Origin of the sequence: Microcoleus sp. AR_TQ3_B6 (assembly GCF_036702785.1) — a bacterium.
Lineage (GTDB): Bacteria > Cyanobacteriota > Cyanobacteriia > Cyanobacteriales > Microcoleaceae > Microcoleus.
In genome coordinates this window covers 1-20577 of sequence record NZ_JAUBVJ010000118.1, presented here as the reverse complement: position 1 = coordinate 20577, position 20577 = coordinate 1, and the positions used below count along the sequence as shown (strand labels likewise).

Here is a 20577-nt window from a genome sequence, read left to right as displayed (position 1 = left end):
CTTGTCGCCAGCGACCGTTGCCGTTCTTGAGTACACTGACGATCACGGTTTAATAGCTGTTTAGTCTAAACTCCAGTAACAAAAATTCTAAATTTACCTAATGTCAGAGTAGAAAATAGTAAATAAACAACATTAACTTTATTGTGAAAGCAGAGCTGTAAACAGCATTTGGCTCCCGTTCTAGTAAAAAAAGTCATCGTTTACCTCAAAATAAAGGGTATTGAATTAAATATTTATAGATGGTAATATAGAAGTAATTCTCAAAATAAGTCGGAGAGAATTTAAGCCTGAAACCTATCAAAACCATTGTAGTAAAACCTAATGAGTTGTAGGTATTAAGAAAATTTATACTTAGAGATACGCCGAAAAAAGAGTCTAGCAAGTTATTCATAGTGAAGTTAATAACGTTGCTAAAAATAGTGGATTAACCGCCGAAGAAGTCTGGTCAATCCTAAGGGCTATAGCTGAACAAATCCTACCCATGGATATAAGTAATTAAAAAAAATTAGTCACAGATGAAATTAGTGTGGTTAAAAGAATAGGAAATTTTCTTGTAGTGTTAGTAGATTTATAAACACATAAGTTAGTAAGGTGAGTTTGACCGAGAACCCAGTCGGAGATAGAAAAAGTGATGCAAAAAGGGGGAGAAAAAGTTCTGAGTTAGATAGAAGAACTAAGTAGGCACATGACTGGTAATTATAAATCATTAGTTAAAAAACTCGATCCAAATGCAGAGGTAACAGTGGACAGATTTCCTGTAACAAAAATAGTTCAGTCATAGTTAAATCAGGGGATAATTGATAAAAATAAAACAGCGTCATCATTAAATGTTAAGGAAATAGCTCAAGTAGTTTGCAGCTTGAAAGGAAGTAAATATACATTACTTAAAGGCGAGAATAAGTTATCATAAAAACAAATAAAGTTCAAAAAAGTAAAAGAAGCTTCACCGAGCGTAGGAATTAGATCCTCCTTATTAAAATCATAAGTTCACGACGTATTTGAGGATAGCCAATATCTCGGAGCATGGACATTAAAACTAATTGATTGGTTAAACAAATCCCAACTATTTTAGATAAATAGTGTCGTCACAATTAAGCGATGGTTCGTAGACGTAGCGGAATATTTTCAAAGTAGGACCACGAACGGTATAGTTGAAAAAATTAATAATAAATTAAAATTATTAAAAGGTTGTGGATCGGGATTTACAAACTTTAATATTTTTCAAATACCTGCTTGCCTTTTTTGGCATAATGCTAATATTTGAGCAGCGGTAAGTACGGAAAAACCAAAAAAGCCAAGTGGACTACATCGATCATCATTGACTCACAAGCAGTGCAAAATACCTGTAATGCCAATATTGCCTAGAAAGGATACTGTTTCTACAAATCGACGAAGGGAATTAAACGGCATCTGGCTGTTGATACCCTGGGGTTTCCCTTCTTTACTCACTGCAGCAAAGCGAATTTATCGGATGCTGCGGGTTTTATTGAAATGTTGACTCAAAATATCGATTATTTCAAATATAAATCCGTCAATATTCCGAAGATTACCATCCTGCTAGACCACGGTTATCACCCTGAACATCTGACTATTGAGTTAGAGCAGATTTATCCCCCGATCGTGACTCAAATCAAGTTTGAGCTCTCGCCAAAGCCATCAAAACTAGAGTTGGAAGCGCCAGGAAAATATGGAGAGAGATCCGGTTGCAGCAAGGTGGGTAATTCAAAGGTCAAATGCGAATATGGAGAGATGTAAAATCCTGGTCAAGAGCTTTGAGAGAACTCTGGCGAATGCGAGGAGCAAGGTCAATCTTGGTTTGATCCGACTGAGGCTCAAAAGACTGGCAGTGAATTAGATATCAAATCGGCTCTATATGGAAGATGGCGGTTTGGCTGAAAATAGCCCATAAACAACAATTCAATAAACTTCTTCCTTTGGAGAACTAAGAAGGAAAATTACTTCGCAATGCAACACTTGGAGCGTGTTCAATAAACCTGAAGCTCACCTGATACAGACTTACTATTTTGTCTTTAAAGATTTGATATACTTAGGTTAACGCCAAGAACCTTATATTTGGAATATTTTACTGTTGACGACACGCGAAGTATTGCATCCATTACTTGTCGCGCTCCAGGGCTCGCCCAAAGATGCGGTAGACTTTAGAGCGTTGAGCGCCCATCCTGACCATTAGTGGCTGAATCATACTGTTATCCTCTAGGGTTGGTGAAAACTCCACCTCTGTAAACCCCGAGTCCAAGTATCGCTGAAGAAATTGCCAGTAGAGAAACGAACCTAACCCAGAGCGTTGATATTTTTTTCGGAGACACACTGTATCAAAGCGGCAGCGGGTAATTGACTTTTGATGACCCAAGGTTAAGATGCGCTGACCCAGATACAGCATTAGTCCAACCGGATTCCCGATCGCACGCAGAACTTGAAAGGCATCCGGAACAACCATGAAAAAACCTATCGGGTCGCCGTCGAAGAAGGCAAAAACAAAGAGGCGAGGATCTACAAACTCAACCCAATAAAGCGCCATTTGGTAAAATTCAGACCGATCAATACGGACATGCCCCCAATGCTCCTGGAAACCATCATTATAGAGGTCGCAAACCAAATCAGATTCTTCTCTGAGATTACGTAGATTCAACTCACGGTAAGTAACTCTCTTGCTGATATCCGATTTTACTAGCCTTTCAAGACTCCTAGGCAGCACTGGGACTCCTCTGAGCCTAAACGCATAAAAGTCCTTGACCTTGCTGAACCCCAAACTCTCTAGTTGATCTTTGTAGTACGGTAGGTTGTATGGCATCCCAACGTATGGGGCATCATCAAACCCTTCAATGAGCATCCCTGCACCGTAATTTAGGTTAAGAGCATAGGGACCTTGCAATCGATTCATATCGTGAGATTTGGCCCACTCCTCAAACCTTCCAAACAGTGTCTTCGCTACATCGGGATCGTTAATACACTCATAAAATCCAAAGAAGGCAGTTTGTTCAGCATAAGCCTGATTATATGTCCGATCGATAGAACCAACAATCCGACCCACTATCTTTCCATTGCGGTAGGCCAGCCATGCCTCTGCTACACCATGAGTGTAGAACCCACACTTCGTAGGTTCGAGCATCTCGACGAGAGCCCCGATAGGCCAAGAAACCCAGTAAGGGTCATCTTTGTAAAGTTTGTAACTAAACTCGAAGAACTGTCTCCGCTCTTGATTACTGGTAACTTTTCTAATTTCAATCATTAGCTGAGTCCATCTCTTAATATAGCAGATTACATACTTACGGATTGGATGCCGCAGTAAGTACAGACAAGACGTTTTTTATTGCCATTCGTATGTGTGTTGCACATGAGAAAAGATAGATATTAGACGTTCTAGGTCGTACTTTTTGGGAGAGTTTTCTGGGGAGAAATCAGATGGTACTCCTCTGAACATGGCATTAAGCTGTAGCGGAAAATCCTTTGAGATCACTCTTTTCATCGCGTAGATCCGCTTTCCCCGATAAAGCCTCATAAACTCTTGAAAAATTGGAAAAAATTCGATAAACGGAATTGGTTTAACATCCGGTTTAACTGCACACAGTGCGGCAACAATTGTACTCCAAGGCAAGGGGACAGGATGGTGGAGGTTCAGCTTATGCTTCTGAAAATTCTGCTGTTGGGTTCTCCGTACAATTTCTCTGGCAACGCTGGTAATCGGCGTGTAGTCGAAATCAGCGTCAATTTCTGGTACAAGCTTTAGCTCCATGCAAAGTTGTAAGAAGCTCTCAAAAGAATCTGTGGGATTGAAGCGATCGTAATCCAAAGATAAATATCCAATCTCATAAATTGTCCCAGGTAAGCCCCGCTCCAGCATGAAGTGAACCATTTTTTCACTGACATATTTGCTTTGCGAGTATCCAGTGAACAGACCCAAGTCTTTATCGCCCGGTTCGTAGTATGCAAGTACCCGAACACCACAACTTGCAACATGATGAAAAGCTTTTATCCGTTGACGAATTGCAAATCGCAGCAGCTCGCCAGTACCAAATACGTTAGTTTTATAACTAACTTCATAACGAACTACAAAACTTGTATTTGCAGCGCAGTGAATGATGGTGTCAATTTCATCAGCTAAATCGCCGTAGTCGGACACAGTAAGACCGAATTGTTCCTGATGGAGATCGCTTATTACAGGATGGAGCCGAGTCCACTCTTGCTCTGTGCAGGCGAGGTTGTAGCAAGCAAAATTGGCTGCGATCCGTTCCTTAGCCTGTTGGGGCCCTCCTGCACGTACAAGACAGTAAATCTCGGCATTGCTATGCGTTAGTAGTTCTCTAACTATATAAATACCGAGCGCTCCAGTCACTCCAGTAACGAGAACGTAGTTCAGTTTCAGGGAGCCGGGATTTGGAAGTACATGGTCAATATCCATCTGCTCCAATGTACTGAGTTCCTTTTGCAGTTCCTCTTGCATCAGCTGAGTCATGGCTTTCCTAAAAAAAATTCGGTAAGTGGGAAACGACGCAGGCGGTTTCAACAGCCGTGAATCTTTCCATTACACGGGGATTGTTTGATTCGGTGTAATGAATGTAATGTACTTTCACTATTGACAATTACTGCCTGAAACCTTAAGATTGGCGATCGCATAATGTTTTGCTCCTTATAGCCTCCCTTACGGGGTAATGTTAGCTTGTGCCTTAGTTTACGGTCGGTACTCGATTTAGGACACTGACTTAACCCAATAAATCTGTTTAATCCTAAATGAAGCGATTCAAGGAACTAGCTGAGCATCCCTTGGTAAGTCTTTAAACTCTTGCCGTTAACGTAGTACGCAGGGTACGCAAGTCTGGTCAACTTTGGTTTAAGTCAAAGGCCTTAAGCGATCGTCTCTTCCGACCTGGGTCGTTGAACTCATTCTGAGAAACCAGAGTGGACAGGCGTTCTATATATTGTTGCTTACCTGTGAATAACTCTCAGATAGACTGGCTTATAGATTCACTATCAAGATTTCTGCAACATCTTTCCAGACCATATACTGAGTGCAATCTGGAGCCAGCTCACTTCCGAGAGTTAACTATACAAGATTCTGGAACGGATTTAACACTCAATAGTGTAAATTTAGCTTAAGCCAGATATAGCAGGCAAATAAAAGCTATGTTCCCCGGCATTCAAAACTATCCTTTTCAAGGACGCGTTGTAATTTCACCTGAAGGTCGAGTGATTGTAGTTGGAGCCGGCTTCGCTGGAGTAGGTGCTGCACGCCTACTAATGACTAAGGGGTACGACGTCACCGTCTTGGAAGCTAGCTCACACCAGGGTGGTCGAGTCAAGACAAACCATCATTTAGGCATGGCTATTGATCTGGGAGCTTCTTGGCTACACGGGGGTTCTAGAAACCCTTTGAAACGCGTGGCGCGCGACATCAATGTTGAGACCCAAATAACTGATTACCTCAACTTTGCCGCCTTCGATGTTGAGCAACAGAGACCAGTTGCAATCGAGCGTGCGAGCCTAGAGAGGGAACTCAAACATTTCGAGTCCGCACTACAGTCTGTTAGCCTGTGGCCATACTTGCGTACTCTGCTGGGTCGGCGACTCGGATTTGGTGCCTCCAACGCTACAGTTGCTACAATCCTTGATGCTGCGTCTATGCGCTCGACTCATCCCAATTCCTCATTGTCGCGCTTGCTCAGGATAATTGTAGAAAATCTTTTCGCTTCACCCGCAGAAGAGGTAGGATTTGCCAACCTCATACCTAAGTCAGCAACGGAACCAGAGGGAGAACTGCTTCCAAATAGGGAATATTTGGTGACAGGTGGGATGGACACAATTCTAAATTATCTAGCTCGTGGACTACCTATCCGCTTGGGTGAGGTAGTTAACCAGATTACCTATGACCGTCAAAGTGTCCGCGTTCATACTCAAGACCAGATTTACGAGGCAGATGGAGTCATTGTGACAGTATCAATTGGTGTCTTGCGATCGGGTCAAATTCTTTTCGATCCCGAACTACCAAGAGCATATCGCCGCGCACTGGCTCGCATCGATATGGGAATCCTGAACAAGGTTGTCCTAGGATTTCCAGAGGTCTTCTGGCCCTCCGAGACCGAGCTGCTCGCCATGCTTGGCAACTCCCTATGTCCGTTCTATGTGAATTATGTTCACTACAGTAAAGCGCCCCTTCTAGTTGGGATTGCTGGTGGACACGCTGGACGGGAAATTGAAGTTCGCACAGATGAGGAGATTGCAGAGCGCCTCTGTGCGGAATTATCTACTGTTCTTAGTCGTAAGGTTCCCACACCAACCGATGTTTACATCACCCGATGGGGGCAGGAACCCTTTATACTAGGCTCTTATTCGCGACTTCTGGGCGGGGCAACGGGGCTGGAACCTAGGCAGTTGAGGCAACCCATTGCAGGTCGAGTCTACTTCGCAGGGGAAGCTCTACATCCAACGGATCCAGGTACTGTGCACGGTGCTTTTTGCTCTGGGGAGAAAGCCGCATACACCCTAGTGGAGCATTTAGCATGAAAATAGCTATTAAAGATTATGTGAAGGTATAGATTTGTCTCTACAAGGTTTGTTTAGCACCTAAAACAGGGCTTAGAAAACCGAGATTTGTATAAGTATTTAAGGATTATATGAAGGCATAAATTTTGAGTATATTTTTAGGGAAAAATCGGTCGATACTTTCTGTTAAAAAAAACTTAATTACTGAGTAGCTGCAAGCACCAAGTATAACTTTTAATAGAAAAGAAAATTTTCTCCTATGTGGTATGAGTAACTATGTACTGAGAGTTTTATTGCACCATCTAAACATTTGTGTAAAAATAATCAATTGCTTCAGTTGCAGACAGCCTACTACCTCAAATAACAGTATTTTTGTACTCCACATTCCGCTCCCTAAACTGTTTTCTGACAAAAATAGGGAAGCTTAGTCCAAGCGTGAATGATAATGGAAGAGCGCAGAGTAAATTTAAGCGAGAACTTGAGCGATGTTACAGTGGAAAAAATATTGAAAAAGCTTCAAAATCAGAAGAAATAAGTTGCAGAAATAATGTCCAAGTTTTGGAATTTTTCTGAATTATTTATAAATTTGAATATAACTCAGGCTTACCCTGTTTGCTAATCAAATCATAGAGAGGCGATTTGAGGAAAATTTTATCTCCAGCATCTCGTATTTTTTTAGATATTTTTTCAAGAGTAAACTAATTTTTACTGAGAGCGGATTTTGGGCTTTTCCGTACTTACCGCTGCTCAAATATTAGCATTATGCCAAAACAGCCAAGCAGGTATTTGAAAATTATTAAAGTTTGTAAATCCCAATCCACAGCCTTTTAACTATTTCAATTTCTTATTAATTCCTTCGACTCTACCCTGTTCTATAGCGGTTCGATCGCGCGGTGAGGTATGCCCTATGCCCTATGTATGCCCTATGCCTTATGCCAGATAGTACCTCATGTTACGCTCGAAAGGCTATACTTTCAAAATATCCCGCTCCCTCTGCGAACCCTCGCTTAATTGTGGCGACACTATTTCTCTAATATGGTTGGGCTTTGTTTAACCAATCAATTAGTTTTAATTTCCCCGATCCGAAATATTTCTATCCTTAAATACCTCGTGAGATTCTGATTTTAATGAGTGCATAATTACGAAGGTAGGTAAAGCTTATTTTACTTTTTGTGTTTTTAAATTGATAATTTATGCTCTGGTTTAAGTAATGTATATTTACTTCCTTTCAAGCTGCAAAATACTTGACTTCTTTCCTTAATATTTAATGATGACAGTGTTTTATTTTGGTCAATTATCGCCTGATTTAACTGTGTAAGTACGGAATAACCCTGTCTCCCCGCTTTTGAACCAGATCGAGACGCGATGGTAACGGGGGAGGAAACTATGTGGCATTCCCTACTTTCTCCGTATCTCAATATTGGGTTGCTGCATCCTTTAGAAGTTATTCAAGCGGCCGAAACAGCCTACCGAGAAAAAAACTTAAATTTAAAGGGCTTCGAAGGTTTTATCCGCCAAATTCTGGGCTGGCGAGAATACATTCGCGGTATGTATTTTTAGGTGGATGCTGATTATTTTGAGCAGAATTGGTTCAACCACACTCAGCCGCTGCCGGAGTTTTTTTTGGGACGCCAGCAAAACAGATATGAACTGTTTGCGCCAAGTTTTAACTCAAGTCGAAGGCAGCGCTTTGGCGCACGATATCCAGCGGTTGATGATTTTGAGCAATTTTGGTCTAATTGCGGGAATCTCGCCGACTCAGCTAGAAAAGTGGTTCCACAGTGCGTTTGTTGATGCCTAGGGCTGGGTAATGCAGACTAATGTGCTGGGCATGGGTTTGTTTGCTGACGGCGGTGTGTTGGCGTCGAAGCTCTATGCTGCTTCTGCCAATTACATCAATAAAATGAGCGATTATTGTCGGGGGTGCAAATTCGATCGCACTGTGCTCACGGGCGAAAATGCCTGTCCGTTCAACTTCTGCTACTGGGATTTCCTAGGGCGCCACCGGAACAAACGTCAGTCGATCGATCCCATGAGCTTTATCGATCGGCAATCTCGACAAAATGTCGCCGGAAGAATTGGCAACCATCCGCCAACAAGCGGCAGATTGGCACTGGTGAAGGAAGTTCGGCAACTTTGCACGCCATAGGGATTTAACGGATTTAACGGATGGACGTTGAGGTAAGAAGGCTGGGGGGAAGAAAACACCAATTACCGATTACTCATTACCAATGACCAATTACCAATGACTCCGCTTTGCAATTCTTATTTTTTCCCTGACTTTTCCCTAAACATTCCACAGCGTTTCCACAGGCAAGTCTGAGGTTTTCCACAGATTAGACAAAGTTTTCCACAGAAATTAACGGCAAGGTAGCATCTTGCTGCGGAATTGGGGATTTCGTTAACTTGCTGCCCAATCCCTCATAAAACCCCCAAAAGATAAAGATATGTAACAAAACTTGCCCTGAAAAGCTTATTATTTGGTAAACCTTTTTTTTATCTAAAGGACTTTGTAATATTTCGCAACATTGACAAACCCACCCCCTGATAGCGCACAATGATGCGACCGACCTAAAAAAAAGCGCTCTGATTTCGGCTGTGCCTGCACCTGTATCCGGCCGAAGGGGGTTTCTGTTTTCAATTTATTAGCGAGACTAAAAAAAATGATGAACCCAACAGTCAGTATTTTTGCCGAAATTCCCGAAACGCTGCACGATTCTCTCAAAACTTACCTGGAAACCCATCCCGAATGGGATCTAGACCGAGTATTTTGCGCGGCCCTGTCGCTGTTTTTGTTGCAGAATGCCGATAGCGGTACGCCTGAAGCTTCACGCAGCTATCGCCAAGCTGCGAAAGTTTATCTCGAAACTCTGTTTCAGTACCCTCAAGACTTGCACAGCAACAATGTAACTCCGTCGTCTTAAAAGAGAACGTCCTGCAAGCCAGAGGCGGTTTCTGGGAAGAATCTTAGTTTATCGATCGGGTAAGGCGCCCACTGCTTTGGTGTCAACTTAAGCTTAAAATCCATGAGAACTCTCGCTAGAAGCCAGAGTCCCGAGCTCCATTGCATCGGACTAATCGTTGCGGGGACGAAAGATAGCTTCAAGTCCCCCCGGACTATCAGGGGGGCGCCGGGGGGACTTGAAGCTGCGCTCATCGTCAAACAGTAGACGGGTACTAAATAAGACGGGCTTGTTGACACCAATGGTGCTTGTGGCGCATTCTACAGGCTACAGACTAATGACTGCTGACTAATGACTCAAGACTACATCATGCCCATGCCGCCCATGCCGCCCATGCCGCCCATGCCGCCCATGCCGCCCATGCCGCCCATGCCGCCCATGTCGCCCATGTCGCCGCCGGCTTTTTTCTTCTCGGGTTTTTCGACAATCACAGCTTCAGTGGTCAAGACCATACCAGCAATGGAACCGGCATTTTGCAAAGCCGATCGCACTACCTTAGCGGGGTCAATAATCCCAGCGGCAATCATATCTTCGTACACGTCGGTGAGAGCGTTGTACCCAATGTTGAACTCGCTCGCCCGCACTCGCTCGATGACGATGGAACCTTCAACGCCGGCATTATCAGCAATTTGACGCAAAGGTGCTTCCAAAGCTTTCTTCACCAAGTCAGCGCCTACTTGTTCTTCGCTGTCTAAAGTATCTCTGATCGCATCTATTTTTGTAATCAGGTGAAGTAGCGTCGTGCCGCCTCCAGCAACGATACCTTCTTCCACAGCAGCTTTAGTAGCGTTGAGAGCGTCTTCTATACGCAGTTTACGGTCTTTGAGCTCGGTTTCGGTAGCTGCGCCGACTTTAATTACAGCGATGCCGCCGGCGAGTTTGGCGATGCGTTCGGTTAGCTTTTCCTTGTCGTAGTCGGAATCCGTCGCTTCTAGCTGCTTGCGGATTTGCTCGATCCGTTTTTGCACGTCAGCTTTGTGTTCGTCGCCAGCCACAATGATCGTGTTTTCTTTGTCGATCGTAATTTTGCGGGCGGTACCGAGCATTTCTAGGGTTGCGGTATCGATGCTGAGTCCGACTTCTTCAGAAATCAGTTGACCGCCGGTGAGTACGGCGATATCTTGAAGCATAGCTTTGCGCCGATCGCCAAAACCAGGAGCTTTGGTAGCTGCAATATTCAATACGCCGCGGGCTTTGTTGACTACCAGTGTTGCCAATGCTTCGCCTTCAATATCTTCGGCGATAATGAGGAACGGTTGACCGGTGCGGGCGATTTTTTCGAGAACTGGAATTAGTTCTTGAATCGAGCTAATTTTTTTGTCGGTAATCAGGATGCGAGCATTTTCGTAATCAACTTCCATGCGATCGCCGTTAGTGACGAAATACGGAGAAAGATATCCGCGATCGTACTGCATCCCTTCGACAACTTCCAATTCTGTTGTCAGAGATTTCGACTCTTCTACAGTAATTACGCCGTCTTTGGTGACTTTTTCCATTGCTTGAGCAATCATGGCGCCGACTTCTTCGTCGTTACCGGCGGAGACAGTGGCTACCTGAGCAATGGCGCTTCCTTCGACGGGTTTCGCCAATGAAGCGATTTCCTGTACCAAATGGGCGATCGTTTTTTCAATTCCCCGGCGCAGGGCGACTGGGTTCGCGCCGGCTGCGACATTCTTCAAACCTTCGCGAATCAGGGATTGAGCTATTACCGTTGCGGTTGTTGTGCCGTCGCCTGCGATATCTTTAGTTTTGGAGGCGACTTCTTGAATTAAGCGAGCGCCGGCATTTTCCAGGGGATCTTCGAGTTCGATATCCCTAGCAACGGTGATACCGTCGTTAACGATTTGGGGAGCGCCGTATTTCTTTTCCAATAGGACATTCCTGCCTTTCGGGCCCAAGGTGATGCGGACAGCATCGGCGAGTTGATTGACGCCGCGTTCTAGTGCCCGCCGAGATTTGTCGCTAAATGCAACTATTTTGGTCATGTTTGTCTCCTGTCGCTTACATTAGCAAATTTAGCACTCTCTGAGTCTGAGTGCTAAACCGATCGATTTTTGATTGTAGCGCGGCCCAATGCTGGGGGGGGTGGCGGGGGCGGATTGGAGATTTGGGCGATCGTTGCCCTTCGCTTTCGTACACGGCAGTGGCGCGTCCCCACAGCGGGGTAGGCACACGCCACTGCCGTGTCCTCAGAGAGCTCGTGTCTCCACAGATATCCTGTTCTCACAGATATAATGTGGTTTGTGAGATATCGATCGAATTTTGGTTCGGTCCCAAACCCAACTTTTATGGCGCGTCATCCCAAAGCAGAGTTTTTATTCAAAAATTTCTTAACTTCGGCATTCGATCATCTACCTTCGGATAGAGCTTGTATTATTTTTTTCAGCCTTCTACCTTCTGACTAATACCTTCTTCCTTTCCTCAATCTATCTCAAATTACCCGCTAACACATGGCTCGTTATTCTCGACTGCAAAAACTCGGCTCTTATATGCGCCCGCACTGGAAACCAACATTCTGGGGCGTTTTATCGCTGTTAATTGTCAATGCTGTGGGCGTTTACATTCCCCTGCTGATTCGGAATGCAGTTGACACTCTCCAATATGCGACTAAATTTGACCAAGTTTTCAACTTCGTGGCACTAATTCTGATCCTCGCCTCAATTATGTGGGTAATTCGGATGGCGTCGCGGATTTTGCTGTTTGGCGTCGGGCGTCAAGTCGAATTTGACCTCAAACAGCAAATATTTAATCATTTATTAACATTAGAACCGTCTTATTTTGCCGCCAATACGGTAGGGGATTTAATTAACCGCGCTACTTCCGATTTGGACAATATTCGGCGCTTGGTGGGGTTTGCGGTGCTGAGTTTGGCGAATACAGCTTTTGCTTATGCTTTGACTTTGCCGGTGATGCTGGGGATTAATGTACGGCTGACACTGTTGGCGATCGCTGTTTATCCTGTAATGCTGGTTTTGGTGCAGTTATTTAGCGACAAACTTCGCATCCAACAGTTAGGGGTGCAAGAGGAACTGTCGGCGATGAGCGATTTGATTCAGGAGGATATGAGCGGGATTTCCGTAATTAAAATCTACGCTCAAGAAGAAAACGAACGCCGAGCTTTTCGCGATTGCAACGCGCAGTTGCTATCAGCAAATTTGGAATTAGCAAAAACTAGAAACTTTCTTTTTCCGCTGCTGGGCGGTTTGGCAAGCATCAGTTTGTTGGTGCTGCTCTCTGCTGGTGGCGGGGCAATTGCTAATGGTCTAATTAGCATTGGCGATTTTGTGGCGTTGCTGATTTATGTCGAGCGCTTGGTGTTTCCCACGGCGCTGTTGGGTTTCACAATTACTGCTTACCAGCGGGGAGAAGTGAGTGTCGATCGCATCGAATCAATTTTGACTGTGGAACCGCAAATTAAGGATTCTGCCGATGCAGTTGAACTGCCAACTCCAGTCGAAGGCGAAATTGTCGCCCGCCATTTAAATTATACTTATCCCGGTGCTAACACACCCGCGCTTAAAGATGTTAATTTTACCATAAAACCGGGAGAAACAGTCGCAATTGTTGGGGCGATCGGCTCGGGAAAATCAACTTTAGCTAATGCACTGCCACGCTTGCTCGATATCGATCCGGGTCAGTTATTTGTAGACGGACAGGATATTACCAAGGTAAAATTGACCCAATTGCGCGGGGCGATCGCCTACGTTCCGCAAGAAAGTTTTCTGTTCGGTACTAGCATCAAGAATAACATCCGCTACGGAAACCCTTTAGCCCAACAGCCGGAGGTTGAAGCTGCGGCGAAACAAGCGCAAATTCACCCCGAAATCCTCAATTTTCCGCAGCAGTACAAAACAATTGTCGGCGAGCGCGGCATTACTTTATCCGGCGGACAGCGGCAGCGGACGGCACTTGCTCGCGCTTTGTTAGTTGACGCCCCGGTGTTAATTTTGGATGACGCTCTTTCCAGCGTAGACAATCAAACTGCTACCGACATTTTGCAAAACTTGGCAACGGGAACCGATCGCAAAACAGTAATTTTTATCTCGCATCAAATGTCGGCGGCGGCCAGTGCCGATCGCATTTTTGTCATGGAGAAAGGAGAAATAGTTCAGAGCGGCACTCACGCTGAATTGGTAGGGCAAACAGGGCTTTATCAGTATTTGTGGAACCAGCAAAAATTAGAGGAATTGTTGCATTGACAAGTAACAGATACTTTGAGTCATCTATACTTAGACTCTAGATACAGCAGATTCCATGTTGATGAAGTACACCTGTCAAGCGATCGCGAGCTTACGGGAAACGGCACTGCCGTGTCCTCTATCGAAAGCTGTGTACCTCACTTACCTAAAAAATGCTGTAAGTAGGTTGGTGCAAATAAACTGGTCACGAGGAGATCGGGTTTTGTCCGACTCAACTGGCTGCTAGCATAGCTCCCGCGTCAACCCGCCCGACCCATCTATGTTTATTTGTAACCACCTACTTAACTAGGAAAGTTACTGTTAAAATTTATCCCACTAGCTGCACCCCTAATCATAGGATTTTGGTGATAAAAAAGCAACCAAATTTATTGCCCACCGATTTTAATTAGCTACATTACTTAAGGGAATGTCTTCTTGTTGTTGAAATAATTTAATCGATTGCAGACTATCTGAAGCAGCATCCCAGAGAATAAATTGGAAGCAGTCAGGAATATCGCGAATTCTCAGTGATTTTGAATTAGCAAGCAAGTGAATATTAGCATTGTGACAAGCCAGAAGATTATAGTTAGGTATGCGCTCAGAGAGATGATGAATATTGTGGTAAGCAATATCAGCCGAAAACCAATTGAGAATAGTTGGTAATTTTAGGTAACTACTGCCTTCAATTGCGCCAAGAAGATAGTCCCAACCCTCAGCTTTATGAGCGTAGGAACCGTCAAAATTATGCTGAACAAAGAAAATACAGATAAATATTGCTGCTGAACAAGTCATGACAATTGAGTAAACACTCCAGAAAAAGCCAAACCCCAGTAAGTTGCTCAGATAAATCCAGCTACCAACAACACAAATATTGTTGAACAATAAATCCCAAAACTCAGCCGTCGTATACCAATGTTTGGATTTATAAGCAGCAATGATTGCAGATAAACCCATGCCAAAATCTTGATTGAGACAAGCAAAAATATGCCGGATAAAACCCGTAAGTCCCAATATCAGCGCCAGTCTTGGCTTAATAATCAGATAGAAAAAACCACCGGGAAACAGCATCAATGGGTGTCTGAGTAACTGATACATCTTTTGACTAAATGGACTTAGCGCCGCAAATTTTTCGGTAGATATCAACGCCGAAGGGCCTCGGTACATATCCCAATTACCATTATGTTTGTGGTGATAAGCGTGTCCCCTCGACCAGGGGTACTGAGGAATCGCATTGATGATACCTAGCAGAAAACCCATAATGCGATTGGCTTTTTTGGAACTAAAAAGAGAATAGTGTCCGCAATCGTGCATCAAAGAGAAACAACGTCCTGAAAAAAGTGTCATCAACACCATTATCGGCGGCAGAAGCAATACAGAAATGGCAGCCGCTTTAAATGCTAAAAACCATAAGAATATATAAGGAATCACTGTATTGAGTATTTGGCAAGTAGCTTTCAAATTGTTGCTCTTCATATAAGGAGCTAGCACAAAATCCGACTTTTCGATCGCGCTTTTCATTCAGTATATCTATGGTGTGTGGATAAGTGCTTAGCTTAGCATCAGGATAGGATGGCTATTTGGGGCATTGTTTTGTTGCAGGCACTTGGGTTAATTGCGGTTGAATTTCAACCCCGGCTTTACAAACCTGCTGATAATATTTACTTCATTAGCTCCTCCTTTGGGTTGTCTCGCAAAGCTGAAGTTCATCACAGCGTTGACGTACTCGATCGTAACAAACGGCAAGAGTAATTGCTAATCGTTGCAGTAAATCAATTTCTCTTTGACCGTGACCTGTTAGCAGAATAATAATTTATTTGGTGGGATTGTAGGTTGCAATGATTTGAAGCAAATTTGAGCTAGCGGATGGCTCTATTGACCAAGAATTTCAAAGGTGGTACCCGCCACGTGATTTATCCGTGGAATCAATCCCAAATCGAAAATCGAAAATCCTCAAGCCCCCCCATTTATTCGTGGGGTCAATCTAAAATCTAAAATCTAAAATCTAAAATCGATTGACCGTCGTTGCCGATAATCTGTTACCGATAACTCCTTTAAGAATTGCCAGTGATGCGGTACCGTATCAACCTAATCAATATCGTTCTACGTCAATAGATTTATCCCCATAATACATGAATTTTGAAAAGGCTTAATTAACCATCATCTATGCCTCGTAGACGAAAAAGAACAGGTTTGCGATCGGCGGGATTTCTGACTAAGAGACTGTATAATCTCATCACAGTTGCGGGACAGCGCCGGATTTACGCCGGACTTTCCCCGTTTCTGCCAAAGGTTTTTTTTGTGGAAACCGATTTTTGCACATTTATGAGGTTATCACAACTCTGGTTTGTTTACAAAAAAAACTGTGAAGCCTGTCAGCAGCCGAACAAATAGCTGCACTGGAAGGCATTAATATGATTGATTGGTTGCACGATCGACCTTTGGTGATGTATGCCGCTATCGTTGCTTGCATCCTCTGTTGCACCCTTTACCGTTGCGGGCTCTACCGCCAACTCGATCGCAGGTTCAACAGTTGGGCTACTCCCGAAAACTTGGGATTTGCGGGCTATATGGGCGAAAGACAAACTCTCTGTATCACTCCCTCGGCGTAGGTGGGCAAACCGCCCGCCCCGGAAGCCAGATTTGACAAAACATCCACAACTTTTTGCTTGATTCTGTATCAACTCCTGAAGACGGGAATTTGAGAAATAATCGCACTTGCTGGCGATCGTTCTGTGTCTTCGGAACTCTAACTTGCTACAATTTAGTCGCACACGCGATGAGAAGGGATTATGACCGAACTATTAGACGAGGCGCTTTCTATTGAAATAGCGGCTCGCATCAAAAGCAACCGTAAAAACTGCTTTGACAACGCTTGTAAAGCAGCATTAGCCACCGAGGGGGCAATTTATGTTCAAGGCTTTTTAGCTGTACCGGGACCGCCGTATAAACCCATCGAGTATAGCTGGATTGAACTCGACGAGCGAATTGTTGACCCCACCTTTCCCCATCTCGGTTTCATCGCTCAAGACATTCATTACTTCCCAGTGCAGCGCCTCAGCGTCAAGAAACTCAAAGCAATCCTAGAAGAGTCAAAAGAAGATTATCCTGAAGACGACCCGCTGCCAATTTATGGCAATCAACCTTATGAATATTACGGTGATTTGATGTTAGGCGGTAGCGATTACCAAAATGCTTACGATTTAGCTGCCGCTAAATGCAGGGAATTGAACCAACCCAAAAAACAGAATGCGAACTAATCAGGACTCAGACAAAAAAATGGTTTGACGCGCTGCTTACAGTGGAAAGGTGCGCAGTGCGCACCCTACGTATAGAGGTTTAATTAAGTGCCCAAGATCGAAACCTAGAATAATGAAAAGCCGCCAATAACGGATCTGATTTCTGATTCCAAATCAAATCCGCCAACAATTTAGCCGTCACCGGAGCCAACAAAATGCCATTGCGATAATGCCCCGCAGCCAGCGTCAAATTATCCCAAACACTAGAACCTAAAATCGGCAACTCATCGGTCGTAGCCGGTCGAAATCCCCACCAAAACTCCAGAATCGGATAATTTTCTAATTCGGGATATAACTTAATCGCTCCTGCTAGCAAACTTTGCATTCCCCCAGGCGTATTTCCCGGCGTAAAATCAACATTTTCGCTAGTAGCGCCTATAATAATTCTGCCATCTTGACGCGGCACAATATAAATGCCAGTCCCGAATAAAACTGTTTGCAGCGGCTGCATAACTTCACAAGTTTCTGGTACGCATACTGACAGCATTTGCCCCTTTATGGGATAAACAGGAATATCCAATAATTTCTCAGACCAAGGACCCGCAGCCAAAACATAACGGTCAGCTTGTAATTTTCCTGCCGTTGTTTCCACTCCAAAAACTCTGTTTCCCTGGCGAATAATTTCCTCTGCACTGCCTTGAATAATATCAATTTTTAATTCTTTACTTGCAAATTGAAGCGTCCGAAATAAAGCGCGGTTGTCAACTTGAGCGTCCTCAGGATACCACCAACCGCCAATTACTTCTTGACCCAATCCCAATTGATGTTGGCGAACAGCATCTCTGTCCAACCATTGATAATTAAGGTTTGACAAAAGCGGCTTTTCTTGAGGCTCATTTTGACACACTGGTGCCAGAATTCCCGATCGCCAATATCCCGTTTTCAATCCCGTAATATCTTCTAGCCGTTCCACCCACGCGGCATACATTGCGCGGCTTTGCAAGCACAAATCCAGCATCGGACTGGGAGGAATTCGTTCGGCTTGTGGGGCCAGCATTCCGGCAGCAGCCCGGGCCGTCGGTTGTTTAGAATCGGCGGTGAGAACAGCGACAGATGCCCCTCGCAATTTCAGTTCTACTGCTAGGGAAAGACCAATTATTCCCCCGCCAATAATCAGAATATCTTGAGATGAATTCATTAACTTTTATATGGACTTTCTGGTTTTTTTGACCAAGAATTTCAAAGGTGGTACAAGCCCTCGGATTTATCCGTGGAATCAATCCAAAATTGAAAATCGAAAATCCTCAAGCCCCCGCATTTATCCGTGGGGTCAATCTAAAATCTAAAATCTAAAATCTAAAATCGATTGACCTCTCGGCTTTCTGTAGGGTAAGGTGCAGCCTGTGCACCTTACAGTGAGAATTCTTGCGCAAGTCTTACATATTATCTTGCCAGGCGATCGTCCTATCTGCCTTTCTTAACAAAAAATCTAGGCTTGTGGTTTCCAGACAGTTTCAGAACCCTGGCCCCAGAAACCGTCATATTTTGTCACCTTAATATCCCCTAAAACCTTGGTTTGGCAGGACAAACGGCGGTTGGATGCGGGAGAATGGGGAGGAACCGAAAGTCGGGCTTTTTCGCGCCACTGAGACTCGGAAACTTCGCCCTCGACGCTGACAGCGCAGGTGCCGCAAGTGCCGAGGCCGTGGCAGTTGATGACTTTGGCGTTGCCGTTGTAGAGATCGATACCGTTTTTGAGCAAAACTTCACGGAGATTGGCTGCGCGATCGCACTCAAATGTTTTTCCTTGCGCTTGTACCTTGACCACAGTAATTTACCCCGGTTAGATTTATGTTAATTTTCATATATATTATCGCATTAATTACAAATAAGTTCCTCTAATATAGTAAGTGATATATTACCAATTTCTAGATCGCAATTTCCCATGACAAATCGGCTCTGGATCTACGATACCACCCTGCGAGACGGTGCTCAGTGCGAAGGACTCTGCTTATCTCTCGAAGATAAACTGCGAATTGCTCGGCAGTTAGACAGTTTAGGAATTCCCTTTATTGAAGGCGGCTGGCCGGGGGCTAATCCTAAAGACGTACAATTTTTTTGGCGGCTCAAAGAACAGCCCCTAACTCAAGCAGAAGTAGTAGCTTTTTGTTCGACTAGGCGGCCGGGAACTACGGCAGCTAAGGATGAAATGTTGCAGGCTATTTTGTCCGCCGGTACTCGTTGGGTGACGCTGTTTGGCAAGTCGTGGGATTTGCACGTTATTGAAAGTTTGAAGACCACGCTAGAAGAAAATCTGGCGATGATTCGAGATACAATTGAATATTTGCGCAGTCAGGGAAGGCGCGTTATTTACGATGCCGAACACTGGTTTGACGGCTACAAGCACAATCGAGACTATGCTATTAAAACTTTAGAAGTAGCGGCGGCTGCCGGTGCAGAATGGCTGGTGCTTTGCGATACAAACGGCGGTACTTTGCCTCACGAAGTCAGTCAGGTTGTTCGCGATGTAGCAGAAACAATAGAAAGTTGGGATATTTCTGAATCAGAAATTCACCCCCCCCTGATTAACGGCGGGAAAAAGTTTAAAATTCAACTGGGAATTCACACTCACAACGACTCGGGAGTTGCAGTTGCTAATGCTTTGGCTGCGGTGCGGGAAGGAGTGACGATGGTACAGGGAACTATTAACGGTTACGGCGAACGCTGCGGCAATGCCGATTTATGTTCTTTGATTCCAAATGTTCAGCTCAAGCTGGGTTATGATTGCATTCAAGACGAGCAATTAGTTCGATTAACTCAAGTCAGCCGATCGATCAGCGAAATTGTCAATCTTGCTCCCGACGATCGTGCTCCTTTTGTAGGTCTTTCGGCTTTTGCTCACAAAGGCGGAATTCACGTATCGGCGGTTGAGAAAAATCCGTTAACTTACGAACATTTGGAACCGGAAAAAATCGGCAACAGGCGGCGAATTGTGATTTCGGATCAAGCGGGTTTGAGCAATGTTTTAGCCAAGGCGCGCGCTTTTGGCATTGAGCTCGATCGCAAAAATCCTGCTTGCCGCCAAATTCTGGAAAAATTGAAAGATTTGGAAAGTCAGGGATATCAATTTGAGGGTGCTGAGGCGTCTTTTGAATTGTTAATGCGCGAAGCCTTGGAACAACGCCCGCGGTGGTTTGAAATTAAGGGATTTCAAGTCCACTGCGATAAGGTTGGCGAAGATTGTACGGCTTTGGCCACGGTCAAATTGTCAGTAAACGGTACAAATATCTTGGAAGCTGCCGAAGGAAACGGCCCGGTTGCGGCTTTGGATGCGGCTGTGCGGAAAGCTTTGGTGAATTTTTATCCGGCCATCGCGCATTTTTACCTGACAGACTACAAAGTGCGAATTCTAGACTCCGGTGCGGGCACTTGTGCTAAAACTCGCGTTTTATTGGAATCGAGCAACCGCCAGCAGCGGTGGACAACGGTGGGAGTTTCTACTAATATTTTGGATGCTTCCTGTCAGGCTGTTGTTGAAGGTTTGGAGTACGGTTTGCTGCTGGAAAATCAAGAGGCGATCGCCCTAGTTTGCCGGGTACATTAACCAAGCAGGGACACTCCAAGAGCCTATTAGTGTCAACTTAACCTTTTAGTCCGCCAGTCCTCCCGATCATCCGGCAGCCAGGGAATGAATTCCCTGTC

At 44.5% G+C, this 20577-nt stretch carries 19 protein-coding genes and 1 riboswitch; of the genes, 13 read left to right on the top strand and 6 right to left on the bottom strand.

Features of this window, described 5'->3' with window-relative positions; translation table 11 throughout:
* The first annotated feature begins 685 nt into the window (after positions 1–685).
* From QUB56_RS37530 to QUB56_RS33375, 3 genes are all read left to right on the top strand, one after another.
* Positions 686–781 (top strand): hypothetical protein, encoded by a 96-nt coding sequence (locus QUB56_RS37530; RefSeq protein WP_445243429.1) that lies wholly within the window; start codon positions 686–688, stop codon positions 779–781.
* Positions 782–1072: 291 nt separating this feature from the next.
* A complete protein-coding gene (locus QUB56_RS37525; protein WP_445243430.1) occupies positions 1073–1264 on the top strand; it encodes a transposase in 192 nt (63 codons plus the stop codon).
* A 134-nt stretch (positions 1265–1398) separates the two neighbouring features.
* Positions 1399–1755 carry a hypothetical protein gene (locus tag QUB56_RS33375; protein ID WP_332960646.1) on the top strand — a complete coding sequence of 119 codons (357 nt, stop codon included), beginning with the start codon at positions 1399–1401 and terminating at the stop codon, positions 1753–1755.
* Positions 1756–2116: 361 nt separating this feature from the next.
* Here the strand turns inward: QUB56_RS33375 and QUB56_RS33370 are convergent, their stop codons facing one another.
* Together QUB56_RS33370 and QUB56_RS33365 are read right to left on the bottom strand one after the other, a co-directional pair.
* Positions 2117–3250: a GNAT family N-acetyltransferase gene (locus QUB56_RS33370; RefSeq protein ID WP_332960644.1), complete on the bottom strand. Its 1134-nt coding sequence runs from the start codon at positions 3248–3250 to the stop codon at positions 2117–2119.
* A gap of 78 nt (positions 3251–3328) precedes the next feature.
* Positions 3329–4474, bottom strand: a complete 1146-nt coding sequence (locus QUB56_RS33365) for an SDR family oxidoreductase (RefSeq protein ID WP_332960643.1) — start codon at positions 4472–4474, stop codon at positions 3329–3331.
* A 668-nt stretch (positions 4475–5142) separates the two neighbouring features.
* On the opposite strand from QUB56_RS33365, the gene QUB56_RS33360 reads away from it, so the two are divergent.
* The 5 genes from QUB56_RS33360 (at position 5143) to QUB56_RS33340 (ending at position 9422) form a co-directional block, all read left to right on the top strand.
* Entirely contained in the window at positions 5143–6519 is a 1377-nt protein-coding gene (locus tag QUB56_RS33360; protein WP_332960642.1) for an NAD(P)/FAD-dependent oxidoreductase, read from the top strand.
* 1365 nt (positions 6520–7884) lie between these two features.
* A complete protein-coding gene (locus QUB56_RS33355; RefSeq protein WP_332960641.1) occupies positions 7885–8058 on the top strand; it encodes a hypothetical protein in 174 nt (57 codons plus the stop codon).
* A gap of 85 nt (positions 8059–8143) precedes the next feature.
* Positions 8144–8299, top strand: a complete 156-nt coding sequence (locus tag QUB56_RS33350; protein ID WP_332960640.1) for a hypothetical protein — start codon at positions 8144–8146, stop codon at positions 8297–8299.
* 9 nt (positions 8300–8308) lie between these two features.
* Positions 8309–8647, top strand: a complete 339-nt coding sequence (locus QUB56_RS33345) for a hypothetical protein (RefSeq protein WP_332960639.1) — start codon at positions 8309–8311, stop codon at positions 8645–8647.
* A gap of 517 nt (positions 8648–9164) precedes the next feature.
* The gene (locus QUB56_RS33340) at positions 9165–9422 is read left to right on the top strand and encodes a DUF2811 domain-containing protein (RefSeq protein WP_332960645.1); all 258 of its coding nucleotides are present in this window, start codon (positions 9165–9167) and stop codon (positions 9420–9422) included.
* A gap of 341 nt (positions 9423–9763) precedes the next feature.
* Here QUB56_RS33340 and groL read toward each other — a convergent pair whose 3' ends face one another.
* Positions 9764–11446, bottom strand: coding sequence for a chaperonin GroEL (groL, locus tag QUB56_RS33335; RefSeq protein WP_332960638.1), 1683 nt, complete (start codon positions 11444–11446; stop codon positions 9764–9766).
* Between the two features lie 465 nt (positions 11447–11911).
* Here groL and QUB56_RS33330 point away from each other — a divergent pair, with 465 nt between their 5' ends.
* Positions 11912–13660 carry an ABC transporter ATP-binding protein gene (locus tag QUB56_RS33330; protein WP_332960637.1) on the top strand — a complete coding sequence of 583 codons (1749 nt, stop codon included), beginning with the start codon at positions 11912–11914 and terminating at the stop codon, positions 13658–13660.
* Between the two features lie 381 nt (positions 13661–14041).
* Here the strand turns inward: QUB56_RS33330 and QUB56_RS33325 are convergent, their stop codons facing one another.
* Positions 14042–15157 carry a fatty acid desaturase gene (locus tag QUB56_RS33325; RefSeq protein WP_332960636.1) on the bottom strand — a complete coding sequence of 372 codons (1116 nt, stop codon included), beginning with the start codon at positions 15155–15157 and terminating at the stop codon, positions 14042–14044.
* A 51-nt stretch (positions 15158–15208) separates the two neighbouring features.
* On the opposite strand from QUB56_RS33325, the gene QUB56_RS33320 reads away from it, so the two are divergent.
* The 3 genes from QUB56_RS33320 (at position 15209) to QUB56_RS33310 (ending at position 16896) form a co-directional block, all read left to right on the top strand.
* A complete protein-coding gene (locus QUB56_RS33320; protein ID WP_332960634.1) occupies positions 15209–15388 on the top strand; it encodes a hypothetical protein in 180 nt (59 codons plus the stop codon).
* A 432-nt stretch (positions 15389–15820) separates the two neighbouring features.
* A riboswitch (cobalamin riboswitch) is annotated at positions 15821–15964 on the bottom strand.
* Positions 15965–16050: 86 nt separating this feature from the next.
* Positions 16051–16248 carry a hypothetical protein gene (locus tag QUB56_RS33315; RefSeq protein ID WP_332960633.1) on the top strand — a complete coding sequence of 66 codons (198 nt, stop codon included), beginning with the start codon at positions 16051–16053 and terminating at the stop codon, positions 16246–16248.
* 180 nt (positions 16249–16428) lie between these two features.
* The gene (locus tag QUB56_RS33310; protein WP_332960632.1) at positions 16429–16896 is read left to right on the top strand and encodes a hypothetical protein; all 468 of its coding nucleotides are present in this window, start codon (positions 16429–16431) and stop codon (positions 16894–16896) included.
* A gap of 79 nt (positions 16897–16975) precedes the next feature.
* On the opposite strand, the gene thiO is transcribed toward QUB56_RS33310, so the two are convergent.
* Together thiO and QUB56_RS33300 are read right to left on the bottom strand one after the other, a co-directional pair.
* Entirely contained in the window at positions 16976–18073 is a 1098-nt protein-coding gene (thiO, locus tag QUB56_RS33305; protein ID WP_332960631.1) for a glycine oxidase ThiO, read from the bottom strand.
* A gap of 291 nt (positions 18074–18364) precedes the next feature.
* Entirely contained in the window at positions 18365–18703 is a 339-nt protein-coding gene (locus QUB56_RS33300; protein WP_332960630.1) for a 2Fe-2S iron-sulfur cluster-binding protein, read from the bottom strand.
* 117 nt (positions 18704–18820) lie between these two features.
* Here QUB56_RS33300 and cimA point away from each other — a divergent pair, with 117 nt between their 5' ends.
* Positions 18821–20479, top strand: a complete 1659-nt coding sequence (gene cimA, locus QUB56_RS33295) for a citramalate synthase (RefSeq protein WP_332960629.1) — start codon at positions 18821–18823, stop codon at positions 20477–20479.
* Positions 20480–20577: the final 98 nt, after the last annotated feature.

Excerpts from the sequence above, each read along its gene's own strand:
- QUB56_RS37530 (WP_445243429.1), top strand. The coding sequence starts at position 686 with ATGACTGGTAATTATAAATCATTAGTTAAAAAACTCGATCCAAATGCA.
- QUB56_RS33370 (WP_332960644.1), bottom strand. The coding sequence starts at position 3,250 with ATGATTGAAATTAGAAAAGTTACCAGTAATCAAGAGCGGAGACAGTTC.
- QUB56_RS33365 (WP_332960643.1), bottom strand. The coding sequence starts at position 4,474 with ATGACTCAGCTGATGCAAGAGGAACTGCAAAAGGAACTCAGTACATTG.
- QUB56_RS33360 (WP_332960642.1), top strand. The coding sequence starts at position 5,143 with ATGTTCCCCGGCATTCAAAACTATCCTTTTCAAGGACGCGTTGTAATT.
- QUB56_RS33355 (WP_332960641.1), top strand. The coding sequence starts at position 7,885 with ATGTGGCATTCCCTACTTTCTCCGTATCTCAATATTGGGTTGCTGCAT.
- QUB56_RS33350 (WP_332960640.1), top strand. The coding sequence starts at position 8,144 with ATGAACTGTTTGCGCCAAGTTTTAACTCAAGTCGAAGGCAGCGCTTTG.
- QUB56_RS33345 (WP_332960639.1), top strand. The coding sequence starts at position 8,309 with ATGCAGACTAATGTGCTGGGCATGGGTTTGTTTGCTGACGGCGGTGTG.
- QUB56_RS33340 (WP_332960645.1), top strand. The coding sequence starts at position 9,165 with ATGAACCCAACAGTCAGTATTTTTGCCGAAATTCCCGAAACGCTGCAC.
- groL (WP_332960638.1), bottom strand. The coding sequence starts at position 11,446 with ATGACCAAAATAGTTGCATTTAGCGACAAATCTCGGCGGGCACTAGAA.
- QUB56_RS33330 (WP_332960637.1), top strand. The coding sequence starts at position 11,912 with ATGGCTCGTTATTCTCGACTGCAAAAACTCGGCTCTTATATGCGCCCG.
- QUB56_RS33325 (WP_332960636.1), bottom strand. The coding sequence starts at position 15,157 with ATGAAAAGCGCGATCGAAAAGTCGGATTTTGTGCTAGCTCCTTATATG.
- QUB56_RS33320 (WP_332960634.1), top strand. The coding sequence starts at position 15,209 with ATGGCTATTTGGGGCATTGTTTTGTTGCAGGCACTTGGGTTAATTGCG.
- QUB56_RS33315 (WP_332960633.1), top strand. The coding sequence starts at position 16,051 with ATGATTGATTGGTTGCACGATCGACCTTTGGTGATGTATGCCGCTATC.
- QUB56_RS33310 (WP_332960632.1), top strand. The coding sequence starts at position 16,429 with ATGACCGAACTATTAGACGAGGCGCTTTCTATTGAAATAGCGGCTCGC.
- thiO (WP_332960631.1), bottom strand. The coding sequence starts at position 18,073 with ATGAATTCATCTCAAGATATTCTGATTATTGGCGGGGGAATAATTGGT.
- cimA (WP_332960629.1), top strand. The coding sequence starts at position 18,821 with ATGACAAATCGGCTCTGGATCTACGATACCACCCTGCGAGACGGTGCT.